Source organism: Arthrobacter sp. MOO21 (genome assembly GCF_057369995.2).
On record NZ_CM170671.2, the window covers coordinates 4,159,770 to 4,182,951 of the forward strand.

Genomic DNA, 23,182 nt, shown 5'->3' on the forward strand with positions numbered 1-23,182 from the left:
GGACTGCCAGCGAGAGAAACCCGTGCGCTCCTCAACTCGGTCGGGCTGGGGAATGCCCACCCACAACCGTCATGAGGTAGGTTCCGCAGCCGCGTAAAGGGTGTTGAGTTGGCGGTAGAGGATTCGGACGATGTAGCGCTTGAGGGATCTGCGGATTTCGCGGTAGCTGCGGCCTTCTTGGGTGCGTTTGGCGACGTACTCCCGTGTTCCGGGGTCGTGGACCATCCGGGTCATGGTTATGGTGTGCAAGGCTCGGTTGAGGCGTCTATCACCGCCCCGGTTGAGCCTGTGCCGGACAGTGTTGCCGCTTGAGGCAGGCAAGGGATTCACCCCTGCCAGTGAGGCGAAGGCAGCTTCGCTGCGAACCCTTTCCGGATGCGACCAGGCTGTCAGGACTGTAGCCACTGAGACAGCCCCGGCGCCCACCATCTCCAGCAGTGGCGCCGCGGGGCTTTGCTGGATCAGCTCTGTCATGCGCTTCTGGTTCGCAGCCAGCTGTGTGGTCACTTCGAGAACGCGGCGGGCCAATCGAACTGCTTCCTCGCGCGCGATCGATAATTCGATCGGTTCCTGTCGTTCCCGCCATCTGGTGATCGTCGCGATCTGAGCAGGAACCAGAGGTTTACGGGCGTCGATTCCCAGATCATGTGTCCGGAGTAAGGCGAGGAGTGCGTTGGCATTCAATGTTCGGTCCCGGGTCAGCTGATCCCGGGATGCGCTCAGGATCCTGAGTCCGGCACGGGTTCCTTCATCCCGGCGCGGAGTGCGGAGCTGGGACTCCTCTAAGTTCAGGACAGCGGTTCCGATGGCGGCGGCGTCCAGCGGGTCGGATTTGCCGATCCCCCGGCGACCCCGGGCGTTCATCCGTGGAGCTTCGGCGACATCGTAGCCAGCGTCGGTTATTGCCTTAGCCAGACGTGCCCCATAAGTGCCGACACCCTCAATCGCCCATAGACAAGCCAGATCGGCGTCTGTCCTTCGGGCTGCCCAGGCAAGTGCGCGGGAAATCCCCGTCGGCGTCGTCGGGAACTGCTCGCTCGCGACTTGTCGCTTGGTACTGGCTTCGATGACGGCGTAAGTGTGTGTGCGGGCGTGACAGTCAACGCCAATGACGAACGGGCGGGTCTGAGCAACGATAGTCAACGCTGCCACCCTCCTTCCTTTCGAACGGGCAAGAACGGCCGCATGACGGCCGGCATTGAACCTGGGAAGAGTCACTTCGCGGCAAAACTGTGATGAGCCACAACCTGCAAAGGTTGGGCAAGCTTCTAATCAAGCCAACGACGTGGGACAGGCCAACGCCGGCCGCTCCACCCAGTGCGGACAAGTCGGGGGAAACGCACCCTAAGGGGCAAGTTGTTTTTCGAGTCACGCACCAGGCAGAACGACCGGCATCAACACTGCCAGCTAGTCCCAGACCAACCACTGCAAGGCTCACAGTTGTTTTTGGCTGCTGGCGAAGCTTGCGGAGCTGTGCACGTGCAGGCCCGTCTACCCGCAAGGCAAGACCCGGGAAATCTTCGGAGGAAATAAGCGACGAAGGAGCGCCGGAGAAGACTTCCCGGGCCGCAGGCCCCGGAGGAACGAAGGGGCTAGAGGGGCCGGAACGGGCACGTACAATCCGAAGGACAGCAGCCAAAAACGGTAATACTGGAACAGTCCTTGAGCCGGCGTGACCCAGCCAAAAACTGACGTACCAGGCGGCACTGTCTTCCCGACGATCTGTCCGCCGGCTCAAGGACCGTTAAAAGGGGTGTCGAGCCAGGCGGACATGACCTCATAGGAGCCTGATACGACCAGTCCCATTACCGTTTTGTCTGCCCACCTGGCCCGCGCCCGATCAATCAGCATTCGACGCGACTGAGGGGCAAATTCCATCTTGGCAAGCGAACCAACAAGAGTTATCGCGGGTATCGATACCCACGCAGACACACACCATGTGGCCGTCATCAACGAACACGGCAAACCCCTCGCGGACAAGGAATTCCTCGCCGTGGGATCCGGATACCGGAAAATCATCGACTTCATCACCTCCTACGGCACAGTCACCGCCGTCGGCGTCGAAGGAACCGGCTCCTACGGCGCCGAACTCGCCAGAACACTCCGGGGCGAAGGGCTCACTGTGCTGGAGGTGAACCGGCCGAACCGGGCCGCCCGCCGACTCAACGGGAAGTCCGATCCCCTGGATGCCTACCAGGCCGCCAAGTCCGTGCTTGAGGGGCGGACGAAGGCGATCCCGAAGGCCAAGGACGGCCCGGTGGAATGCCTGCGGATCATACGATCCGGGCGCGCGTCAGCCATCAAGGCCCGGACCGCGGCCATTAACCAGATCAAGGCGCTCCTCGTTTCGGCCCCGGATAAGATCCGGGACAAATACCGGGCGCTGGCTACCTCAGCGCTGATTCCTGCCCTGCAGCGCACGAGACCTTCGGGGCACATGGCTGACCCCGAGTACGTGACCCTTATGACGCTCAAGGCGTTGGCAGCACGTTGCCAAGCACTGGGAGCGGAAATTGAGGCTGCTGACGCGGCGCTCAAGGAAATCCTCGATAGCTACGCTCCGATGCTTTGTGATCTCCCAGGAGTCGGGACCGAGGTAGCCAGTCAGCTGTTGATCACCTTCGGGGACAACCCGGACCGGATGGGCAACGAAGCCCAATTCGCCTCGCTTGTCGGGGTCGCGCCGGTACCGGCATCGTCCGGCAAGACAACGCGCCACCGGCTCAGTAGAGGCGGCGACCGCAATGCCAATAACGCTTTACATCAGTTGGTGCTGGTTCGCATGGGATCGTGTCAGCGGACCAAGGATTACGTGGTCAAACGGACGGCCGAGGGCAAGGGCAAACGCGAAATCATGCGCTGCCTCAAACGCTACGCAGCCAGGGAAATCTACCGGCAGATCACCAACCCCCGGCCTGCACCGGACATCTCCGACCTCCGCCGCATGCGAACCGAACTCGGCATGACCATCACGACCGTCAGCCGGCGAACTGGGCCAATGGGTATCCATCATTTCTCGTCTGGAACGCGGACTCATTCGCAACGACGCCCTCGCCGCGGACTACCGGCAATGGCTGACCAACCAGGATAAAGGAGGGGGGTACCGAACCGGGCCTTAGATCCGGTCAGAGCGTAGCCTTAAAGGACGTCAAGCAGTGGCTGTCCATCGTCTATCATGATGCCGTTCCAGCAAAGACATCACACGGCCCAACTGCATCTAGAAGGTCGAGATGACAAGATACGATCCTCGCCCAGCAGCCCTGCGTCTCCTCGAAACAGGTGAGTTCTCCATTGAGGACCTCTGGCTTCAGTACATATCACGAGGAGGAAGCGCTGACGTCTTGGAACTGGACGCCTTCGTTCATGACATCCCCCTCCTGCATGGCCTAGAGGTAGAAATTCTGAGAGTGACACTGGAAGAAATGGCCAAGCGACACCGAGGACGAGGCCACTAAACGTCTCATCCGAGTCCCAAAACCCATGCCCATGAGGGGTCTTTGGGCCGTATGCAAAATTTCTAGGTCCTGCCAAGCTTCCCTCTATGGCGTTCTTCCTCACATACGTAACCGAGCGCGGGGCAGGGTACTTTACGGTCCAAGCCACGGATATCAGCGACGCCATCACCAAGGTCAAGGGCGCTATACACGATTTGCGCTGCAGCAGCGCGACCTTACGCCGAACCACCGAATCCGAACCGTCCTTTGGTACGGGATACATCGTGGCAGCCTACACACCAGCCATAGGCTGGAAAACCAAGACTGACGACCCGGAGTAGGCATCGCGGCCAACCCTCTGCAGCCGTCCCCCAGCCACCCCTGCCAGCAGCCCCCGGAAACGTCGACTTCCACTGGATCCACTGCCAAAAACAAGCGCCACCAGCCGCACCAAGAGGCGATTTGACCGCTATAGGAGCATCGTCGTAGACACACCGGTCCAGGGGGTCCGGAGCCCTGCGACGGCGCGCCCTGCACCCAACAGCCGGCCGCGCCAGCGGACGCCCAACAAACTGGTTGAAGCGCAGCGGAAACCAGGGCGTCCCCAATAGGGCGCTTTGCTCCCCGCGCCTGGCTTCAGGCGGGCAGTGCCGAGAGGCGGACCCACGGACTGCGGCCCGCCTCTCGCCCGTTTTACGTTTCCTGGTCCTTCCGGGTCTTGGCGGTGGCGCGGTAGGCGGTGATGGAAGCGCCAAGTGCCGCCAGGGAGAGCACGAAGTTGATGATGGTCAGAGGCTCCATGATGGTTTCCTTATCGTTGAACAGGACTTAGTCTGGGAAGGAGCCGGTGGCCGCAGCCTTGCGGTTACGACCACCGGGTTCGTAGCTACACCTACTTCCTTGCTTTACGCTTACGCTTCCGAGTTGCCGCTCGGGAGCGTTTGCTCGTTAAGAGCGCGTTCCGCGTGGAGAGCAGAGCGATGACAGCTGTCATCAAGCTCACGACCGCTGTCGCGAGCCTGATCGCTTCGTCGATGCTCATGTAGCCACCTCCTTCCTGCCCCGCCGTGCGAGGCCCCCGCTGTCGCAGCCGGTCGAGGGTGGGCCGTCAACCCCGAAGAGTGCGCGGGGAAGCCCGCGAAATAAGGGAGCCCTGGCGACCGCGTGGGATTGTCCGTGTACGTGGGTTTATGGGTCGGGCCCCCGGCCGGCTACGATGAGCGGCCTTGTACGGAGAACACCCCAGCCAGATGTAAGGGAAAAACAAGCATTTACAGGCCGGAGCGCAGCGAAGGACCATCTCCTGGGTACAGCGCAGCGGAGACCAGAGCTCTTAGCCCCGGGTTATGCCCATTGGCGGGCAGGTGGAGCCCTCCGCACAGCTCAAAGCTGGGCAGCTTCTCACGAACGTCGCAACACCAATCTGAAAGAGGTGTTGGATCATGCGCAGTTCGACGCGCCGATCGCGGAAAATGGGCCCAGAGGGCTTGGTTGAGAAGAAGCCCTTGTACGTTCAGCTCATGAAAGAAGGCCACTCCAACTCGGCAGCATGCAGGATTCTTGGAATCCACAAAAACACGGGCAGGCGTTGGTTGCATGGACGCAACGGGGTCGAGGGTCTGGTGCAGCAGGGCTTGGACCCGAGACCTGATAAAGCGGTTCCGGCCTCAACCGTCTCCAGCCGCTATTTGTCAGAGAACGAACGCATCTTCATTGCCGACCGGTTGCTGGCTAAAGCGAGCCTTCGATCTATCGCCCGCGATCTCGGCCGGCCACCCTCCACAATCAGCAGAGAGCTGGCCAGAAACCGACCGGACTCTCGTCGCTATCATCCGTTCCGCGCCCAGCAAATGGCACAGAAGAGAAGGCCACGACCCAGGCTGGCAAAGCTTGCTGGGGATGATGAGCTCAGGGACTACGTCGTGGCCTGTCTATCGAAGCGGTGGAGCCCTCAGCAGGTCTCCCAGGCCCTGAGGGAACGGTTTCCTGGAGAAAAGCACCGGCACCTGGCTCATGAAACGATCTACCGTGCGCTCTACCAACTGAGCATCCGCCCCGTTCCGGCGGGGTCTGCTCGCCTGCTGCGTTCGGGTAAGTTCAGCAGGCGACCCAGGTCCAGGACCAAGGTGAAGCCACGCCAGTACATTACTGATGCTTTGAAGATCGGAGACCGCCCAGCCCACATTGCCACCAGAGAGGAAGCTGGCCATTGGGAGGGTGACCTCATCATGGGGAAGGGAAACAAATCAGCGATAGTGACGCTGGTTGAACGCTCTTCTCGACTCCTCGTCGCTTTCGTTCTCCGTCCAGGGAGCAGATCCGGCAACATGCGGGACCAGCTCATCGAAGTGCTCGGTGTCATGCCGGCTACCTTGCGGAGGACGTTGACGTGGGACCGGGGATCAGAGATGGCCAAGCACGCCGAGGTCACAGCTGCGCTGGGGACGCTGGTCTACTTCTGCGATCCGGCCAGTCCCTGGCAGCGCGCATCAAACGAGAACGCCAACGGCCTACTTCGTCAGTACTTTCGGAAGGGAGATGACCTAAGCACCATCAAACCGGCGGATGTACTCTTCGCCGCGGCGGAGATCAACAGCCGCCCCAGATCTGTGCTGAATTGGTCCAGCGCATCCGCCAAGTTCGCGACTTATCACGCCGCGGCGGCCAAGTTGGCAGGATCCGGTTCCTCCGTCTCGTAAGGAGATCCTTTACCCAAACGCCCCGCTGCTCGAAGCTTGTCCCGTCGAGCGCTAGTCTCACTCCATGAAGCGTCGGTGGGCACTACTCCTTGCAGTCGACAGCGTTGTCGCAGTCTTGGCAGTCGTTGCTGTGATTGGCGGCGTGTCCCGTGTTCCCCGTGTGTGCCCAGCCATTGGTTATGCCTATACGGGTCCCGTGGAGTTAGTGTTTTCCTCCGCGCCGGCGTCGGTTGCGGCTTGTTTTGGGGAAGGGTGCGTGCCTGAGCCGGTGGCACAGAATGATGAGCGGAAGTGGCTGGTGCCCCAATCCGCGCCTTACCTGATCGCGCCTGTAAGCGTGACTTCGATCCACGTTGAGGCCGCAGCTGCGGTTGGCGGCCAAACCGCGGTTGAACTGCCAGTAGAAACTGAATCCACCGGAGAACATCCCTTCGGAGTTGGATGTGGGGGGCCTTTCAGGTTCAAGCCCGTTCAGGTCACCTTTAACTGAGGACGTCGGCTAAAGGATCCGCCACTGGGAGTCGGGCAAGTGAGATCTTCGGTGTGTTGAGGGCAGAAGTGGCTTCCGCGTGTTGGAAACCTTCCCGGACTGGTGTCCAGGTGCGATGCTAAAGGCGCGAGCACCGCTTATAGCGGTTGCAAAAATTGGGGGACAAAAACATGCAACGGAACAATCCGAAGAATGCAGCGCCATCATATGCCAAGAGAACTTTTCTCCCGGTTTCCGGTTTGGTTGGAGTTGCTGTTATTACACTGCTCTGTGGCTGCTCGACTTCCGATCCGCAGAAGGCATCAAATGCTGCTTCGCCGGCTCGGACGGGAGCCAGTCAGGCTGCTGCACCACCTGACTCCATTCCCAGCGCAAATGGCCGGGACAAGACTGCCGACTTCAAGACAGCAAAGAAGAACGCGCCATGGTTGGGCAAAATCAAATCCGTAACCGAAACCGAAGCGGGCAGGATTCGCATCGAAACCAGCCTCGTGGATCCTCGCGGCGCTGACGGTGGCGAGGAGGCCAAGAGCGCGATCGCCATCTGCGAATCAGTAGTCTCTCTCTTCGGTCCGAGCTACGTGTCGGTTCTTGAGGATGATGGCACCAATTTCGTCCTGTTCGGACACCCCTCGGTACCTAGGGGTGCTTGCGCTGAAGTCTGACTAGGACGAGGATCTATGGATTTAGCTGGACACATCGTTAGGGAAATTGATCGCTACTGGGCGGATGAGGTGAATATTCTCGGTTACTGGCAGGACGGGCCGGCTACGGTCTGGGGTGTGTATCGCCGCACTATTGACCCCACGGTGGTGCTGGGACGTCGGCTCGCATTTCACTCAGAGGCGGCGGATGGCACCGTTGAGGGCTTTGCACGTGATGTGGCCATAAACATGGCCGAGCCAATTGGTCGTGCCGCCAGCCGTCCTGATCAACACGGGGTTGTCTGGGTGGGCGTTCCCAAGGACCGCCGGATCCCTGAGCCTCCGAGCGAGGTCTTGCAAATCCTGAGGAACAATGAGTCCAGCTAGCTTCCGATTCCTAATGTCCGAGATTTCGAGAGGCTAGTACCTGCATCAGAGCGCTGTCCTCGTTCGCTCCACCCAGCCCGTAAGCCGGTCCCCCACGGGCCGTTTCAGAGCAGGGATTCCTGGAGAAGGCCAATGAGTCTTACTCATCCCACAAGACTCGCCTGCAAAATTACCCGGTGACGGCGCCCGAAGGGCCACCCTCACACCCGAGAGTAGTACTGGTATTCGATCCCCGAATCAGCAGGTATGTTCAAGGCAACCCCCTGTTGCAACGTCCATGAGAAACCGCCCTGTCCCCACTGGGTATAACCCGGGGGCCTAGTTGTCGTACCCCTCCCCCATGATGGGAGCCGGCGGCCAGTAACCTGGCCACCGTTCTTTGGCGTGTCTATTCGAATATATATTCTAAGGTTGTGGTATGTCCTCCGAGAGTTTTGCGGCCGCGCTACAGGCGCAGTACGCACGGCGGGCCGGCCCAATCGGACTGACCGTGGAAGAGCTCGATTTCGAGCACTTCCCGGTCAAAAACGGATATCCAGGCATCCCGGTGAAGGCATGGATCCGGTTCCCGAACTGCGCCGAGCTGGTGGACGGCGAGGTCTTTGCCTGGACAGCGAAAGCAGCCGAAGTGACGTGGAACGACGGGCCGGTCACGTACCGGACCTGGGTATGGAGTTCGGCGGTCACCCGCCGGGAGGAAATGATGAACAGGAATTTGGGAGAGCGGACCCGTGGCAAGAACAACAACTGACAACCCCCTGGACGTCCCCGTACAGGTCCGATTTACCGCCAAAGGCATACCCCTGGCCGTCCGATACGACGACCGGATCTGGGCCGTGGCCGCCGAACCAGTGCGCTGGTTCACGCGCTCAGACTGGTGGAACACCGCCAAACGGGCACCGGTCGGCTGCGGTGACCTGGTCAGCGTCGAACACTGGCAGGTCCAGGTCCGCCTTATCTACCCTCCGGTGGGGTTCACAGGGATGTGTGTTCTGAACTAGGGTCGTCTCGGAACGCACGGATTATCTACCCCGACGAGGTACGTCCGCATGGCGCATTCATTGATTACGTTTCCGTCGACCAACCACCCGGACCCCTCGATTCCACGGCACTGGATCGCGTTCAGGGTCATCCACAAGGCCGGGGGCCCGTCGTGGGCAGTTGTGAACACTTCCACCTTCGAACTACATCCTGAATCCAGCTCATACCTTCACTACCTCTTTGGTTCCTCCCGGTCGACGAATACCCTGAGGGCGTACGCGCAACGCCTCGCCGCGTTCTTCACTTGGCTCGGTCCGGCCCGGTTGAACTGGGCCGACGGCGTGCCCGTCGTTTCACGGTTTATCCGGGAACTCGCTGCTTCTCCGTTGCCCGCCACTGAATCGGACATCGAATATCGTGAGCCGCGTTACCGCAGCGGGAAGACAATGAATCAGTACGCTGCGGCCCTGACCCAGTTCTACATGTGGGCCGCCCGCAGTGATCTGATCAGTGAGAAGACGGCGGCCGGCTTCTATGAGACGCGAATCGCGTACGGGTATTCCGGTGACAGGCTCCTGCCGGGCAAGGTATCCAAGGCCAGGGCTGTGAGGGTCAAGGAAGTCGAAGAAGCCCCCAAGCTTCTCGACGAACACTCTGCCCATTCGCTGTTGTCGGCGATGGCCAACCGGCGTGACCGCTTCCTGGTGGCGCTGATGCTCGAAACAGGCCTCCGAATCGGCGAAGCACTGGGCCTGCGGACGGAGGATCTGCATCTCTTCCATGACTCCCGCGGCCTCGGCTGCGCGACCGCCGGCCCTCACATCCATGTCCGTCGGCGCCAGAACCCGAACGCCGCGTTGTCAAAGTCGGCGAATCCGCGCAGCATCCCCGTCACTGAAGCGGCCTGCACCCTGTACCACCTCTACGCTGAGGACCGCATCGACCGTCTGGACGTGGACTCAAGCCCGATGGTTTTCGTCAACTTGTACTCCCGGTCCCACGCCGGGGAGGCGATGAAGTACTCCAATGCCGTCAAGATTTTCTACCGCTCCTCAGGGCGCGCCGGTCTCCGGGTCAACCCGCACATGACACGGCATACAGCGGCGACCCGCTGGAAGCGGGCCGGAGTGCCGGGAGCGGACGTCCAGGAACTGCTCGGGCACCGCAGTCCCTCGTCCCAGCACGTGTATGAGCATGCCAGCGACCAAGATCTTCGCGACGCCATCGAAAGTGTCCGGCCAGGTTCGGAGCGGCACCGATGAGCGGTGCAGGGCAGACCGCGCCTGATGTTGCTCCTGCCCCGGCACGAACGGAACCGGTCGACGCGTCGTTGGACCTCTCCCGGTTCCAGGACATGCTGGTCCAGGAAATCCGGGAGGATTGGCGCCCGAACGAATGGGACAGCAGGACGTGGATCTTCACCGGAGTCCCAGGCCATCTGGGGACCCTCGTCAACGGCTGTAATTTCCCCGGATGCTCCCGTCCCTCATTCACCCGCCGCAGCGGACTGTGCAACATCTGCACTGGCCGCTACATCCGGCACACCAAGCGCATGGGCGCCATGAGCGCCGAGGACTGGGTCAAACAGGCAGCCGAACTGCAGAAGACAAACTGGGCATGCCGCATCGACCCGATCCTGTGCTCAGTGGCAAACTGCACGAACCGCAGTAAAGGCCTAGGCGTGCCCCTCATGGCCGCCACGGACGGAAACCCCCGACGATGGCACCAGAAAAAGGACCGGTTGCCTCCCTTATGCCTGGGCCACCACCCTGTCAGGACAGTGCCAGACATCGCAGCCTGGGTGGCTGCCCAGGAAGCCAAACCGGTTACGGCACCGGAATACTGCGCCGTCCCATGGTGCGGCTACAAACGGCAGGCAGCCAACCGGATCGGGCTCTGCAGGCGCCATTCAAAGCTGATCGCCACCCAGGGAGAGCTGACTTTGCACCTTGAGCGAGAAGCTGTCGTCTCGCTGGAACCCGACGGCTACCGGGAAATCCACGCCCCCTCCCCCACAACAGGCGGATGCGAACTCAACCTCGCTGCATTGCGCCGGCGGCACCCCGGATTGGCCACGGAACTGCTGTGGGCCCTTCAGCACCAGGACGGCATTGGTTTCCCCATCAATATCATTACGACCCGGGCTCTCATCCGTTCGGCCATGGACTTCCCGCAGGCCACGAAATCCTTCCTCAACGCCGACACCCGGGTCCTGTCCGAAAGCAAGGTCATGCGCTCGGTAAATGCCTGGTCGATGTTCCGTGTGGTGCGGGCCAGATTACTCGAACGCTACGTCCCGTGGTCCACCAACGGCGATCTTCTCCGGTCAGACCTCATCCCATTCGGTCTTCTGACGACGTCATCCAACAGATCCGGGTCGGCCCGCTCCTTGGCAGCCCTGGATTTCCGGCCTATACCCCTGGAATGGGCCCGGCAAATGGCCAAGCTATGGATCTTGGAGCGGTCCACCACGGAGACTTCCGCGACGACCCTCATCACTCACGTCGCACGGCTCTGCACGGACTTTGTCGTCCGGTGCGCGGCGCGGAACCTCCCCTCACCCACAAACGCGTCCGACCTCACACGAGAACATGGCAAGGTCCTGGCGCAGGCGCTGGCAGGTCTTGCCCGGCTCGATGGGCACCCCCTGCCCAACAGCTACAAACGGCTCCTTGGATCAACGCTTGCCGGCATGATCGACTACGCCCGGAAAAACTCGGACCTGTTCGAAAACACCACTCTCTCCTTCGCCCTGGACTACGACCTGCAGATCCCCCTCGAAGACAATCCGGGGGCAGACGAAGACGATGAGACCGGACGGGCTGTTCCCGAACCCGTGATCGAGTACCTCTTCGAGCAGCTGCCCACCGCACGAGTCTCCAATCCCGCATCAGCCTCTGCCCCCAACGCCGTCTACAAAGCAGCGTTCACCTGCTACCTGACCCTTTTGCGCGACGCCGGACGCCGACCCAGCGAAACCGCAGGTCTCCGCCGTGACTGCCTCAGCTACGACACGACCGGCCAAGCCACCCTGCTCTGGCACAACGACAAAGGAAGACGCAGGGGCAGGCGCCTTCCTATCTGGGCAGAAACCGCCCAAGCCCTGGAGACCTGGTTTACTGTCCGGGATCAACACATCACCGCGATGCCGCCCGGGCAGCACGACTGGCTTTTTCCCACGTTCCGTCCCAGGGCCCGGGACAAACACCTCAAGACAACGTGGTTCAACAAACGGCTCCGGGACTGGATCGACCTCGATCTTCCAGACCTGCCAGGCCCCAATAACGGCCCCGGCACAGGAACGCCGTTCTGCAAGACCAGTGTTTTCGCCTATGCGTTCCGCCACTCCTACTGCCAACGACTGGCCGACGCAGGCGTCCCACAGGAAACCCTCCGCCGCCTCATGGACCACCGGTCCGCTGACACGACTGCCCAGTACTACACAGTGACCAACGCACGAAAACGCAAAGCCATCGAGTCCGTCAAAAGGCTTTCCTTCGACGCTCTGGGCGCCCACTCCCCCGTTACCGAAGACCTCTACTCCATGGCCGCGGTCGCAGTACCGTTCGGCAACTGCACCGAACCGACCAACATCAAAGCAGCGGGCAAAGCATGCCCCGCACGTTTTCAATGCGGCGGCTGCACTTTCTTCAGATCTGACCCTTCCCATCTCCCAGACCTCAAGGCGCATCGGGAACGGATGAAAGAAGACCTCGCCTGGCAGGTCGCGCAGAACCTTCGACCCTCACTCATCACTGACACCCGGAACGAGATCGAAGCGTTCACCGCCCTCATCGCTGCGCAGGAAACGCGGCTGGCCGAATTGCCCGGCAGCGAAAGGGAGTCCCTCGCGGAAGCCTCCGCCGTACTGCGCCGGCTCCGTTCCAGTGTCCCGACCGCCGTCGAGAAACCCTTCATCCCAGTCGGAAGCCTCAAGGTCAAAACCCGCGTACTCGAGGACGAGGAATGAGAACCCACTCAGGCTCGAAAACGGCTGCAATGGTGCAGCACCGAAAGAAAGTCAGCAAAGCCAAAAGGCAGGCAGTCCTGGCAACAATCGATGCGATGACACGAACAAACACGCCCATCAGCGTGGCCGATGTTGCGCGCCGTGCCGGCGTCAGCCCCTGGCTCGTCCGCCAGAAACCACTCCTGGAGCACGTAAGAAAAGCGCAGTCCGTGCAATTCAGAGGTTCGTCCGAGGAAACAGCGAAATCCACTGCCGGAGTTGGGCCCGTCGAACGTGATCTATTGCGCAAGGAGAACCAACGGCTCCGTCACGAGCTGCAGAAGCACCAGCGCCGCATCTCCGAATTGCTCGGCGACCAGATTGACGGCACCGACGCCCATTCACAGAGCCTTCGGGTTCAAGAACTGACCGATCAGAACATCATCCTTTCCAAGCAAGCCAGTGACGCCATCCAAGAACTGCGTCAGCTTCGACAGAACTCTGAAGCGCTGTCATCCGACCTCGAGGCAGCTCACCGCGTCAATCGTTCCCTCATGGCCGAAATAAACCGGCCGGTACGACCCACAGGTCGGAGCGCCGCGCCTAGTTCCCGATCACTCAGCTCAGAGCCAACCCAAACTCACTAGGTTGCAGGGACGAGAGGCGGCCGGCCGCATCTAGCAAGGTCCTCCAGGAAGACGGCGGCTAGTCAAACTCAACATCGAACCCTCCGAACTGCAGCGCATCTCGGACAAATTCCCGTAGCTGCTCTAACTCATGCACCTCCGCAGCCGCCTTCGCCGCCGAGCTGTTCCGGAAATAGATGGCTATGCTCATAGGAGGAGCCAGCATTTCTGAGTCAATCTCATATTTGTGTCCACGAAAGCTCACAGATAAACCCACGCGAGCGATATGGAGTTCGCCGTCCTTAGACGCGATTGCATTAGGTCCTCTTGCCTCAAAATCGGTACTCATCTTGGGCCCTTTGCGTTCTCCATGAAAGCGAGCGTACGCGACGAAGGAAAGACCGGTCGCCGGCGCAGACCGGCAGGGAGTCGGTCCCGGGCGAGGCTAGCGTTGCCTTCGACTCTCCTGAGTGATGATCAAATGAGCCGATACGCTGTCCTGCCGTCTTCACCCAATAGGAGCCTGCCTTGCCCGGAATCCACGAACCGAACGTGATCGATCTCGTGACGCACGATCCCGTGCAGGATGAATACAAGTTGATCATGGTCGAAGAGCGTCCTTGGACAGGCGCTGCGGAACAGCTAGAACAGCTGAGGGAAAAGATCAACAATTACGCCATGTTCGTCCTCGATGAGGGCCTCCTGCACTCATACCCAGATGCTGCTGGACGTCCTGTATGCATCCAACTTGATTGCGTCAGTACGGCCCCTGCGGAAGTTCAGGAACTCATTGACTTGGCATCCGAAGGACTCCGGCATTACGGCATCCGCTCCGCCGTAAACCGCCTTGGCTGAACAACGCTTCATGGATCGCCCCTCACAGGCAAGGAGACACCGCCCGACCCCCGGGTATCGGGGCTGCGAAAACATTCTCACGACCGGGAACCTTTTCCGGGCCTGCGGACACTACAAGGTATGAGGCATATGGAGGACACCGATGAAGACCTGTGGCGCGCGTGCACAGCAGGCAATGCTGACGCTTTTGGCGTCCTGTTCAACCGGCACGCCGACGCGGTCTTCCGGTACTGTCTCTCCCGCTGCGGATCCTGGCATGACGCCGAGGAGCTCGTCTCGATCACCTTTCTGGAGGCATGGCGGCAACGACACAAGCTCAGACCCGAGAGAGACAGCCTCCTCCCCTGGCTGCTCGGGGTCGCCACAAACGCAGACCGCAACAGGGCAAGAGCATCGGGGCGGTATGCCGATTTCCTGACCAGGCTGCCGCATTCGGATCCCCGGCACGGCGGACATGAAGCAGACCATGCCGAAGCGGTGACGTCCAGGGTAGACGCGGAGCGTGAAGTCCGCGAACTGCTCGACACAACCGCAGGACTGCACGCCGGGGAACGGGACGTGGTGATCCTGTGCCTGATGAACGGGATCAGCCAGGAAGAGGCAGCCAAGGCCCTCGGTATACGGGCCGGGACAGTGAAATCCAGACTGCACCGCGCAAGGTCCAAACTGGGCCTGATGAAGCAAACGCCAGTGCCCGTCGAAGAGTTGGACACCACGATCGTTGAAGCGAGGCTGTCATGAACCTGACCGAAGTGACGTACCCCAAGGACACCAAAGACCGTGTCCGAAACCTGCTCGTCCAGGAAGCACGCCGCACTCCGAGGCGATCACGCAAATGGCTTGCCCTTCCCGTCGTGATCGCTGTTGCCGGCACCGCAATAGCTGGAACCACCGCGGCCGGGGTCTACACGGCCCTTGCCCCGGTGAACGACAAGCGCGACATCCGCTGCTATTATCGCGCCGACCTCACCACTACCTACCCCGTCAAAGCAGATCCCAAAGTCATCATGCCCCCGTACATCACCACGGGGATCTTCGTGACAGGCTTCGACGCGAAGAACAACCCGAGCCCCGGCGATCCGAACGCAGGAATGCAACAGATCACCGACCCCATCCTCCAGTGCGGCCGCAGCTGGGACCTGGGACTGATGAATCCCCAGGGCATCACCGACGACCTCGTCCCTCCGGGTTTCGTCCACACCACGCCGACGGCAGACCCCGGGCAGTCCAGCGCCAACGGCGGCATGCCCACCGACAAGTACGGGAATCCGCTCGGCGGCCCTGCCGGGTCGAACAAGCTCATTGGCCACTACGTCCCGCAATTGACCGCGTGCGTCGTCGATAACAACGTCGCAGTCATCCCTGGCGGACCCGAAATCTGCGCCCACCTCGGCATCCCCACGCTCGAGGAATAGCAGAGTGTTCACGTAAGATTGGCGGCTGTCTGTCCCGCCAGTCATGAGAGTCCTTTGCGAGAGTATTGATCTATGGGATCCTTCACGATCACGAGTCCGCCGTTGTCTATTGCGCGGGAACTGTGGCGGCTAGGCGAGCCTCATCTCGCGGCGCGCGCCGTGGAGTTAACGGCAGAGCAGGCCGTAGACATCGCCTTCAGGGCTGGCGAGCTACACGAGTCCGGGCAAGCACATGCTGTATGGCCTCAGGGCCCGAGCGGCACCACTCCCGCGCTGATGCTCGCAGCTGTGGAATACCTCGCCGGGACCCTGCGTCCCTGCGCCAGGAGCCGCCGCCTTCCGGAAAAGAACTTACCCCCATCCTTGCAGGCCACCGAGGAGGAACGTTGGGCAGCACTGACTCCAGTAGCCCGGGCACTTGATCGGCGGCGCCTGGAGACGCGCGCCTAGCCGCCGTCTTGTCTGGATATAGTTCCATCGTGGATAGTCAGCGGAGGGCACGGGCGATTTTCCTGTGTGAGCAGACGGGGATTACCCCGCCGCATGAGCTGCCTGACTTCGCCACTGAGCTGCTGGTCCTGGGTTACGACAGCCCCTCGCTCCGCGAAGTGGCAGGACTTCCGACGGGAGACAGGGCTGATGCTGCTGATTTGTGGAGCGCAGTCCGCGAAGAACTGGGCATCGAGCGCGAAGAGCCAGAGGAAGCCGCCGGCTTTCTCCTCCGATATTGGGGCGAGGAGACCGCCAAAGGGCGGATCGACGTCCTGGCTGGGTCGAGGCTAATGTACCGGGTTGGCTGGTTTCCGCTGGGACAACCGAGCGAGCTGAATGAGCTCTTGTATCTCTTGATTCTCTGGGATGAGATGCCGGAGCAACGCGAGCAAACGGCCGCGGAGCTTCTCCAGTTCGCACAGCATCTAGTGGACAGCGAAAGATGACGCAGGCCGGGGATCCAAGCAGCCGGCAGGTCCTCTGGAACAATCTTCGTCATGGAAGATGAGTGGTTTCGGTCCCCAGGCTGGAGCGAAGCGGACCGCGCCGCGTTCGAGGCACGCCTCGCCAAGTCCCGCAAATACAACCGTGCGCAGTATCTGCGTATCAAGGGGCTGGCGCTGCGCGACGCCGGCGAAGTCGGCGGGGCCAGAGAGCTCTGGACGCGCGTGCTCTCGGATGAGGGAGAGTTCTCCACGATGGAGGGCTTCGCAACTCTGGAGCACCTGGGGGACTCGTACGTTGACGATGACCCGACGCTCTCGGAGTATTACTATCGGCGCCTGCTCAATGACAATCCAGCGCTGAAGAGCACAACGATGACGCAGCACATCAAGCTTGCCGAACTCCTGATACGGCGGGGCGATGGGAAGGCCGTCGAAGAAGCCGCGGAGTTACTGGTCCAATGGCCGGAGGTGGCGCGCATTCCATTTCCCAGCGCCCACTTCCGGTGGAACCTCGCAGTGATCGACCTTGCAGACAAGACTGGAGACCGGCAAACCGCAGTCGAGGCTGCACGCCGGGCGCTGGAGTTGGCTGATCGAGGGCCTGTGTTCCCGCGTCACAAAACAGTGGGCGTCGTTGACGCGGAACACCAGATCCTTGCACGACTAAAGCGCCTCGCGAAGTAGTAATGGTGTCCTTGACCCGAGCTGGCGATCTCAGCTGATCCTGCTCCGAGCCGACGTGTCTTGAATCCCTGGGGTTACCAGATGGTCTGCTGCCACGTGAGCATCCGCTTCCTTAGAGGTAGTCATCGTGCGGGGAGGAACTCTCCGCTTTGACATGGCTACCGATCTGCGAGGATCTAAAACATACGTGGCTAACGTGGCTCGGCGACTGTCCCCCGCTGACCAGCACAAATGAACTATGAGGGGAGATAATCCGCCTAACCTCCACCTCGGCGCTGCGCACCTTCGAGCTGCGCCGCGATCCGCTGTCAGAGCAATGGTTGCTGAGCGGCATCACCGACGCCGGTTCCGCGGCCGCCTAAGCCACGCAGTCTGGCGGCTGTAGCGGGGCGGCTCGCACTGTTTGGAGCGCCAAACGGACGATGATGGGCATAGCCCCCGTTCCTGACATCTGCGCGGAAGTTAGTCCGGTATTGTCAGTCACTGATTAACTTGAAAGAAGAAGGGTCCTCCGCTCATGACCACTGTCCCTGAGTTTCGTCCCTCCGGGCGTCTTGAGCTGACTTGGACCAATAAAAACCAAAAATTGCTTTCGCATGAGGACGGCTCCTATGAATGGACTGTCCCCGGCGACTACAGAACCAGTGAAGTAAGACTCCTCCACGACGTAACAACAGTGGGAGAGACCCACAATTCTGCCCTTCGGGCCAAGGACAACCTGCTCATCCGGGGAGATGCCCTCCATGCGTTGACCTCGCTCACCCAATTGCCTGAGTTCGCGCAACATTATGTTGGGAAAGTGAAACTGGTCTATATCGACCCCCCGTTCAATCGCGGTCAGGCCTTCGTTCACTACGATGACGCTCTAGAGCATTCCGTCTGGCTCACCATGATGAGGGACCGGTTGGAGCAAATCGAGACTCTGCTTGCCGATGATGGAAGCATTTGGCTGCATCTAGATGATGTTGAAAGCCACCGGGCGCGATTGGTGCTGGACGAGGTCTTCGGACCTAAGAATTTTGTTGCTGAGATCGCCTGGCGTTCAACGGACAGCAGCAGTAATAACGCTAAGGGGTTCGCTAAGGATCACAACAGCATCATGATCTATTCAAAGATGCCAAAGTGGCGGCCGAAGCACCTCCCGGATCCTGCTAAGTCGGGACACTATTCCAACCCAGACAATAATCCGAGGGGACTGAGTATGACAGTCTGATCGGAGCCCACTAGGACGGCCCGAACGGTACCCACCAGCCGGACATGCCGAACCTAATGACGGCTTGAATGGTACCCACCTGTGAACGTTGATCCATCCAGTGTTGGATCGACGACGGGAGGGCCGGGATGGGGTCAAGAGTGGAGTTGTTCGCGCAGATTCGGAGGGATGCCCGGGTGGAGGGCGCGTCAATCCGGGAGCTTGCCCGCAGGCACCAGGTGGCGCGGAAAACCGTGCGTAAGGCGTTAAGTTCCCCGGTCCCGCCAGAGCGTAAAACTCCTGTACGGTCCTCGCCGCGGCTTGATCCTTATAAACCGACGATCGACGCCATGCTCGTCGAGGACACGACGGCGCCGAGGAAGCAGCGTCACACTGCCCGGAGGATTCTTGCCCGGCTCATCGAGGAGCATGGAGCGGACGAGTTGTCGTATTCGACGGTGCGTGACTACGTTCGGGTCCGCCGGGCGCAGATCGATGTGGAGGCCGGCCGCCGGGTTGAGGTATTTGTTCCTCAGGAGCACGCCCCGGGCGCGGAAGCGGAAGTGGACTTCGGTGAAGTCTGGATCGTGCTGGACGGGGTAAAGACGAAATGCCACATGTTCATCTTCCGGCTTTCTCACTCCGGCAAAGCCATCCACCGGATTTACCCCACCCAGGCCCAGGAAGCGTTTCTGGAAGGCCACGTCGAGGCGTTCAACGAGATCGGCGGCGTGCCGGTCAAACATATCCGCTATGACAACCTCACCAGTGCCGTCAGGGCCGTGGTGTTCGGTCAGGGGCGGAACCGCCTGGAGAATGACCGGTGGGTGTTGTTTCGCTCGTTCTATGGATTTGATGCCTTTTATTGCCAGCCAGGTCTTGCCGGCGCTCACGAGAAAGGCGGGGTCGAGGGCGAGGTGGGCTGGTTCCGCCGCAACCGGCTGACCCCGATGCCCGTGGCGAGGTCCCTTGATGAGCTCAACGACTGGATCCGGAGCCGGGAGGTTCAAGACGATCAGCGGCGGATTGATGGCAGGATCCGCACTATCGGCCAGGACTTCGCCGCCGAGCGCCCGTTCCTGGCACCGTTGCCGGCCGACGAGTTCGATCCCGGTCTGGTGTTGAACCCGAGAGTGGACCGGTCCTCAATGATTACCGTGCGGATGGTGAAGTACTCGGTGCCAGCACGGTTCATCGGTCGGCGGGTCCGGGTTTCATTGCGGGCATCCGAAGTTGTGGTGTTCGACGGCCGCGCGGTGGCGGCCCGGCACCAGCGGATTATTGCCAAGGGCGGGCAGTCGGTCCAGTTGGACCATTATCTGGAGGTCCTCAAGACCAAGCCCGGCGCTTTGCCTGGTTCCACTGCTTTGGCCAGGGCGCGGGAGTCGGGTGCTTTCACCAGCGCCCATGACGCCTTCTGGTCTGCCTCGCGCAGGGTCAACGGTGATGCCGCGGGGACCCGTGAACTGATTGACGTCCTGCTGCTGCACCGATCGATGGAAGCCGAAGACATCGAGGCAGGGATCACCGCAGCCCTTGGAGTAGGTGCCGTCAGTGCCGACGTCGTGGCGGTTGAAGGCCGCCGACATGCCTCCAGCATCCCTGCTGGTGGGTCCCGTCCTGACCGTCATCGCGGTGCTCATGCTGAAGCGAAAGTGCAACGAGTTGTCAGCCTGACCCAGCGCCGGCTGATGGACCCGGCGGCGGTCATCGCCGGGCTCCCTCCAGACAAGCGGCCGCTCCCGGCGATCAGCGCCTATGACGAGCTGCTGGCCAAACGCACCGAACACTCCGCAGGAACCGCGTCGAAGGAAAACATCTCATGAGCCCCACCGCACCGGCCACCACCATCACCCCAACCCTGCGACGGCGCCGCGGTCTGACTGAGCAGGCCGCGGTCGCGGCCGTGGACCAAGCATGCCGCCGATTGCGCCTGCCCACCATCCGGGCGGTTCTGGACGAAGCTCTGACCGTCGCGGGGAAGGAACAACTCTCTTACCAAGGCTTCCTGGCCGAGCTGCTGCTGGCCGAATGCGATGACCGGGACCGTCGCTCCTCAATCCGACGCGTCAAAGCCGGGAATTTCCCCGGGATAAATGGCTCGGTGATTTCGATTTCGACGCGAACACGAACATCAACCCCGCTACCATCCATACCCTCGCTACCGGCGAATGGATTCGAAAAGGTGCACCGCTATGCCTGATCGGGGACTCCGGAACCGGCAAATCCCACCTGCTTATCGGGCTGGGCACCGCCGCGGCGGAGAAGGGATACCGGGTCAAATACACTTTGGCCACCCGGCTCGTGAACGAACTCGTCGAAGCCGCCGACGACAAAGTCCTCGCCAAGACCATCGCCAGATACGGCCGAGTGGACCTGCTCTGCATTGACGAGCTCGGCTATATGGAACTGGACCGGCGCGGCGCCGAACTCCTCTTCCAGGTCCTCACCGAACGCGAAGAGAAGAACTCCATCGCCATCGCTTCCAACGAGTCGTTCTCCGGCTGGACCAAGACATTCACCGACCCGCGCCTCTGCGCCGCGATCGTTGACCGGCTGACGTTCAACGGCACCATCATCGAAACCGGCACCGATTCCTACCGCCTCGCCCACAGCCTGACAAGGAACGCGCACTAAAAGGTAGCCGCGGCCGCCCGCCCCACGAACACATAGGTTGTCGTTGACCACTTCATGCCGCGCAACAGGACAGTTTGGAGACGTCAGTAGTGAAGGACTGGGCTGCTATCTTGATGCCTTCGGCCATGGTCAGATAGGGGCTCCAGAGATTCGCGACCTGATCAACGGTCATCCCGGCCTCCAGAATGTAAATCCCTGCGGCGGCGATGTCCCCGGCGTCCTTACCCACGACAGTGATCCCTACAATCCGACCCGTGTCCGCGTCGGCAACGATCTTGATGAAGCCGCGGGTATCACGGTTCACCAGCGCGCGAGGGATAAATTTGAGCGGCAGAACCCGGCACATGCACCGGATCCCTGCCTGGTTCGCTTCCTTGTCCGTCATCCCGACAGCGGCCAGGGCAGGGCTGGTAAACGTGACCCGGGGCAGGTGCCGGTAATCGACCTCACGCCCGGCACCCTCAAAGGCGTTCTCCACCATCAGGGCCCCGTGCGCGGCGGCGACATAAACGAACTCCGGGTGACCCGTCACATCACCCGCGGCCCAGATCCTCGGATTAGTACTGCGAAGGCTCCCGTCGACCAGGACTTCCCCGCGGTCCCCGGTTTCAACGCCGACCATGCAAAGGTTCAAATCCTCCGTGACCGGGCGCCGGCCTGTTGCCATGAGCAGGCGCGCGGCCCTGAATTCCTCGTTTCCTCCTGAGACGGAAGCATCCACGACCACGTCCCCCGACACCTCATCGGTCCGGACCGAGGACGCTGTCGCTCGACGGACGACCCGGATGCCCTCATCGGCGAAGACACCGGCGAGGGCATGCCCGGCTTCAGGCTCTTCGGCCGAGGCGAGCTTGGACCGGACCAGGATGGTCACCTCCGTGCCGAGCCGGGCGAAAAGCTGCGCCTGCTCCAGCGCCACATACCCGCCGCCCACCACCAGCATCGAAGCGGGAACGTCCTGCAGCTCCATCGCACTCGTGGACGTCAGATAATCCACCTCGTCCATTCCCGGCACTTCAGGGATCCAGGGGGTGGAGCCGGTCGCGACCAGGTAGTGTTCCGCGCTGACTGTCTCGGTGGTTCCGCCCGGGGCGGTGATGTTCAAAACCGGTGCGGCTGCGGTTCCGGCGAACACCGCCGTCCCCCGCTGCAGGTTCCATCCATAGCCCGCGGCGAGATCCACATACTTCTCTGACCGCATGGATTCGACCAGTGAGCGCTTCCCGGCGACCAGTTCGGGCATATCCACCGGCTCTGCGGAGGTGCTGATACCGGGGAACCGTCCGGAAGCATCGAGGGCGACATGGCGGGCTTCCGCGGCGGCCAGCAGGGCCTTGGACGGGATGCAGCCCGTGTTCACGCACGTGCCTCCCACAGTGCTGCGCTCCACCATCAACACCCGCTTGCCACGGCTGGTTGCCCGGATGGCCGCAGCGAAAGCAGCCCCGCCGGAACCGATAATGGCCAGGTCATAATCGAAAGATGCTGCCGACACGAGGGACTCCTGAAGATGGAAGGGAAGCAGCCGCCAGCACACCTGTTGCTCAACCGACCGCCATGTGCAGCCTTCAACCGAAGACCAGCTCTGCATCCCATTCTCAACCTTCCCCTACACTGGAATGTCAAGGAATCGCCGTCCTGGCCGCCTGCTAAGAAATGAGTTCATGATGCGTATCGGTGAGGCCGCGGCAGCGGCAGGGATGACAACCAAGACGCTGCGTTTCTACGAGGACAGCGGGCTTCTCCCGGCAGCGAAAAGATCCTCTAACGGCTACCGGGACTACCATGACGACTCCGTGGCCAGGCTCGAATTCATCCGCCGCGGACGGGCCGCAGGCCTCGCCCTGACCCAAATACGCGAAATTCTTAGCCTCCGTGACGCCGGAGAAGCCCCCTGCGCCCACGTCCAAGACCTTCTCTCCAACCAGCTGGCCGAACTGGACCACCAGATTTCTGAACTAATGGCGCTGCGATCCATCGTCGCCGGCCTTCACGCCACTGCCGCGTCCGGGACCGACGCAAGCTGCGATCCCGAACAAATCTGCAGCTACCTCTGACGCACTACTCCGCCAGACGCCAGCTTCCAACAACCGGGACCCCGGGTATCGTCCCAACCCGCGGCAGTGTTTTCACAGACCCAGAAACCACGCCAAGAACCCCTAGACACCCTCACAACATCATCCCCGGACGTCCGACGGGTGGGTACCGTTCGGGCCGTCCTAGTGGGCTCCGATCACGTTGACACAATCAG

Annotated in this window: 20 protein-coding genes and 1 pseudogene; 18 read left to right on the forward strand and 3 right to left on the reverse strand. The window is 61.3% G+C overall.

Features of this window, described 5'->3' with window-relative positions:
* Positions 1-69: 69 nt before the first annotated feature.
* Positions 70-1,143 (reverse strand): IS110 family RNA-guided transposase, encoded by a 1,074-nt coding sequence (locus AC2JAJ_RS19380; protein ID WP_478223447.1) that lies wholly within the window; start codon positions 1,141-1,143, stop codon positions 70-72.
* Positions 1,144-1,939: 796 nt separating this feature from the next.
* On the opposite strand from AC2JAJ_RS19380, the gene AC2JAJ_RS19385 reads away from it, so the two are divergent.
* The 9 genes from AC2JAJ_RS19385 (at position 1,940) to AC2JAJ_RS19425 (ending at position 13,231) form a co-directional block, all read left to right on the forward strand.
* Positions 1,940-3,091: an IS110 family RNA-guided transposase gene (locus tag AC2JAJ_RS19385; RefSeq protein ID WP_501053267.1), complete on the forward strand. Its 1,152-nt coding sequence runs from the start codon at positions 1,940-1,942 to the stop codon at positions 3,089-3,091.
* Between the two features lie 1,863 nt (positions 3,092-4,954).
* A complete protein-coding gene (locus tag AC2JAJ_RS19390) occupies positions 4,955-6,133 on the forward strand; it encodes an IS30 family transposase (RefSeq protein WP_501053268.1) in 1,179 nt (392 codons plus the stop codon).
* Positions 6,134-6,793: 660 nt separating this feature from the next.
* A complete protein-coding gene (locus tag AC2JAJ_RS19395; RefSeq protein WP_237430639.1) occupies positions 6,794-7,288 on the forward strand; it encodes a hypothetical protein in 495 nt (164 codons plus the stop codon).
* Positions 7,289-7,303: 15 nt separating this feature from the next.
* Positions 7,304-7,654, forward strand: coding sequence for a hypothetical protein (locus AC2JAJ_RS19400; RefSeq protein ID WP_237430640.1), 351 nt, complete (start codon positions 7,304-7,306; stop codon positions 7,652-7,654).
* A 418-nt stretch (positions 7,655-8,072) separates the two neighbouring features.
* The gene (locus AC2JAJ_RS19405; RefSeq protein WP_478221843.1) at positions 8,073-8,405 is read left to right on the forward strand and encodes a hypothetical protein; all 333 of its coding nucleotides are present in this window, start codon (positions 8,073-8,075) and stop codon (positions 8,403-8,405) included.
* Complete coding sequence (locus AC2JAJ_RS19410; RefSeq protein WP_478221844.1) at positions 8,386-8,655, forward strand: hypothetical protein; 270 nt, start codon at positions 8,386-8,388, stop codon at positions 8,653-8,655. Before AC2JAJ_RS19405 ends, AC2JAJ_RS19410 begins: the two co-directional genes overlap by 20 nt.
* A 48-nt stretch (positions 8,656-8,703) precedes the next feature.
* A complete protein-coding gene (locus AC2JAJ_RS19415; RefSeq protein ID WP_486414829.1) occupies positions 8,704-9,897 on the forward strand; it encodes a tyrosine-type recombinase/integrase in 1,194 nt (397 codons plus the stop codon).
* Complete coding sequence (locus AC2JAJ_RS19420; protein ID WP_476741765.1) at positions 9,894-12,605, forward strand: tyrosine-type recombinase/integrase; 2,712 nt, start codon at positions 9,894-9,896, stop codon at positions 12,603-12,605. Before AC2JAJ_RS19415 ends, AC2JAJ_RS19420 begins: the two co-directional genes overlap by 4 nt.
* Positions 12,602-13,231 (forward strand): hypothetical protein, encoded by a 630-nt coding sequence (locus AC2JAJ_RS19425; RefSeq protein WP_476741764.1) that lies wholly within the window; start codon positions 12,602-12,604, stop codon positions 13,229-13,231. Before AC2JAJ_RS19420 ends, AC2JAJ_RS19425 begins: the two co-directional genes overlap by 4 nt.
* 58 nt (positions 13,232-13,289) lie before the next feature.
* Here the strand turns inward: AC2JAJ_RS19425 and AC2JAJ_RS19430 are convergent, their stop codons facing one another.
* Complete coding sequence (locus AC2JAJ_RS19430) at positions 13,290-13,559, reverse strand: hypothetical protein (protein WP_476741763.1); 270 nt, start codon at positions 13,557-13,559, stop codon at positions 13,290-13,292.
* A gap of 179 nt (positions 13,560-13,738) precedes the next feature.
* On the opposite strand from AC2JAJ_RS19430, the gene AC2JAJ_RS19435 reads away from it, so the two are divergent.
* The 8 genes and pseudogenes from AC2JAJ_RS19435 (at position 13,739) to istB (ending at position 20,931) form a co-directional block, all read left to right on the forward strand.
* Positions 13,739-14,065 carry a DUF6572 domain-containing protein gene (locus AC2JAJ_RS19435; RefSeq protein WP_486414828.1) on the forward strand — a complete coding sequence of 109 codons (327 nt, stop codon included), beginning with the start codon at positions 13,739-13,741 and terminating at the stop codon, positions 14,063-14,065.
* A gap of 129 nt (positions 14,066-14,194) precedes the next feature.
* A complete protein-coding gene (locus tag AC2JAJ_RS19440; protein WP_486414827.1) occupies positions 14,195-14,806 on the forward strand; it encodes an RNA polymerase sigma factor in 612 nt (203 codons plus the stop codon).
* Positions 14,803-15,480: a hypothetical protein gene (locus AC2JAJ_RS19445; protein ID WP_476741760.1), complete on the forward strand. Its 678-nt coding sequence runs from the start codon at positions 14,803-14,805 to the stop codon at positions 15,478-15,480. Before AC2JAJ_RS19440 ends, AC2JAJ_RS19445 begins: the two co-directional genes overlap by 4 nt.
* Positions 15,481-15,959: 479 nt before the next feature.
* Complete coding sequence (locus AC2JAJ_RS19450; protein ID WP_476741759.1) at positions 15,960-16,418, forward strand: hypothetical protein; 459 nt, start codon at positions 15,960-15,962, stop codon at positions 16,416-16,418.
* Positions 16,419-16,469: 51 nt separating this feature from the next.
* Positions 16,470-17,102 carry a tetratricopeptide repeat protein gene (locus AC2JAJ_RS19455; protein WP_486414826.1) on the forward strand — a complete coding sequence of 211 codons (633 nt, stop codon included), beginning with the start codon at positions 16,470-16,472 and terminating at the stop codon, positions 17,100-17,102.
* 517 nt (positions 17,103-17,619) lie between these two features.
* Positions 17,620-18,315 carry a DNA methyltransferase gene (locus AC2JAJ_RS19460; RefSeq protein ID WP_486414825.1) on the forward strand — a complete coding sequence of 232 codons (696 nt, stop codon included), beginning with the start codon at positions 17,620-17,622 and terminating at the stop codon, positions 18,313-18,315.
* 128 nt (positions 18,316-18,443) lie between these two features.
* Positions 18,444-20,120 (forward strand): IS21 family transposase, encoded by a 1,677-nt coding sequence (istA, locus tag AC2JAJ_RS19465; RefSeq protein ID WP_011691636.1) that lies wholly within the window; start codon positions 18,444-18,446, stop codon positions 20,118-20,120.
* Positions 20,117-20,931 (forward strand): annotated as a pseudogene (gene istB, locus AC2JAJ_RS19470) (IS21-like element helper ATPase IstB). The gene istA and the pseudogene istB overlap by 4 nt, the downstream one beginning before the upstream one ends.
* Before the next feature lie 52 nt (positions 20,932-20,983).
* On the opposite strand, the gene merA reads toward istB, so the two are convergent.
* Positions 20,984-22,426: a mercury(II) reductase gene (gene merA, locus AC2JAJ_RS19475; RefSeq protein ID WP_011691634.1), complete on the reverse strand. Its 1,443-nt coding sequence runs from the start codon at positions 22,424-22,426 to the stop codon at positions 20,984-20,986.
* 172 nt (positions 22,427-22,598) lie between these two features.
* Between merA and AC2JAJ_RS19480 the strand changes: the two genes are divergently transcribed.
* Positions 22,599-22,988 (forward strand): heavy metal-responsive transcriptional regulator, encoded by a 390-nt coding sequence (locus tag AC2JAJ_RS19480; RefSeq protein WP_031216440.1) that lies wholly within the window; start codon positions 22,599-22,601, stop codon positions 22,986-22,988.
* Positions 22,989-23,182 lie beyond the last annotated feature (194 nt).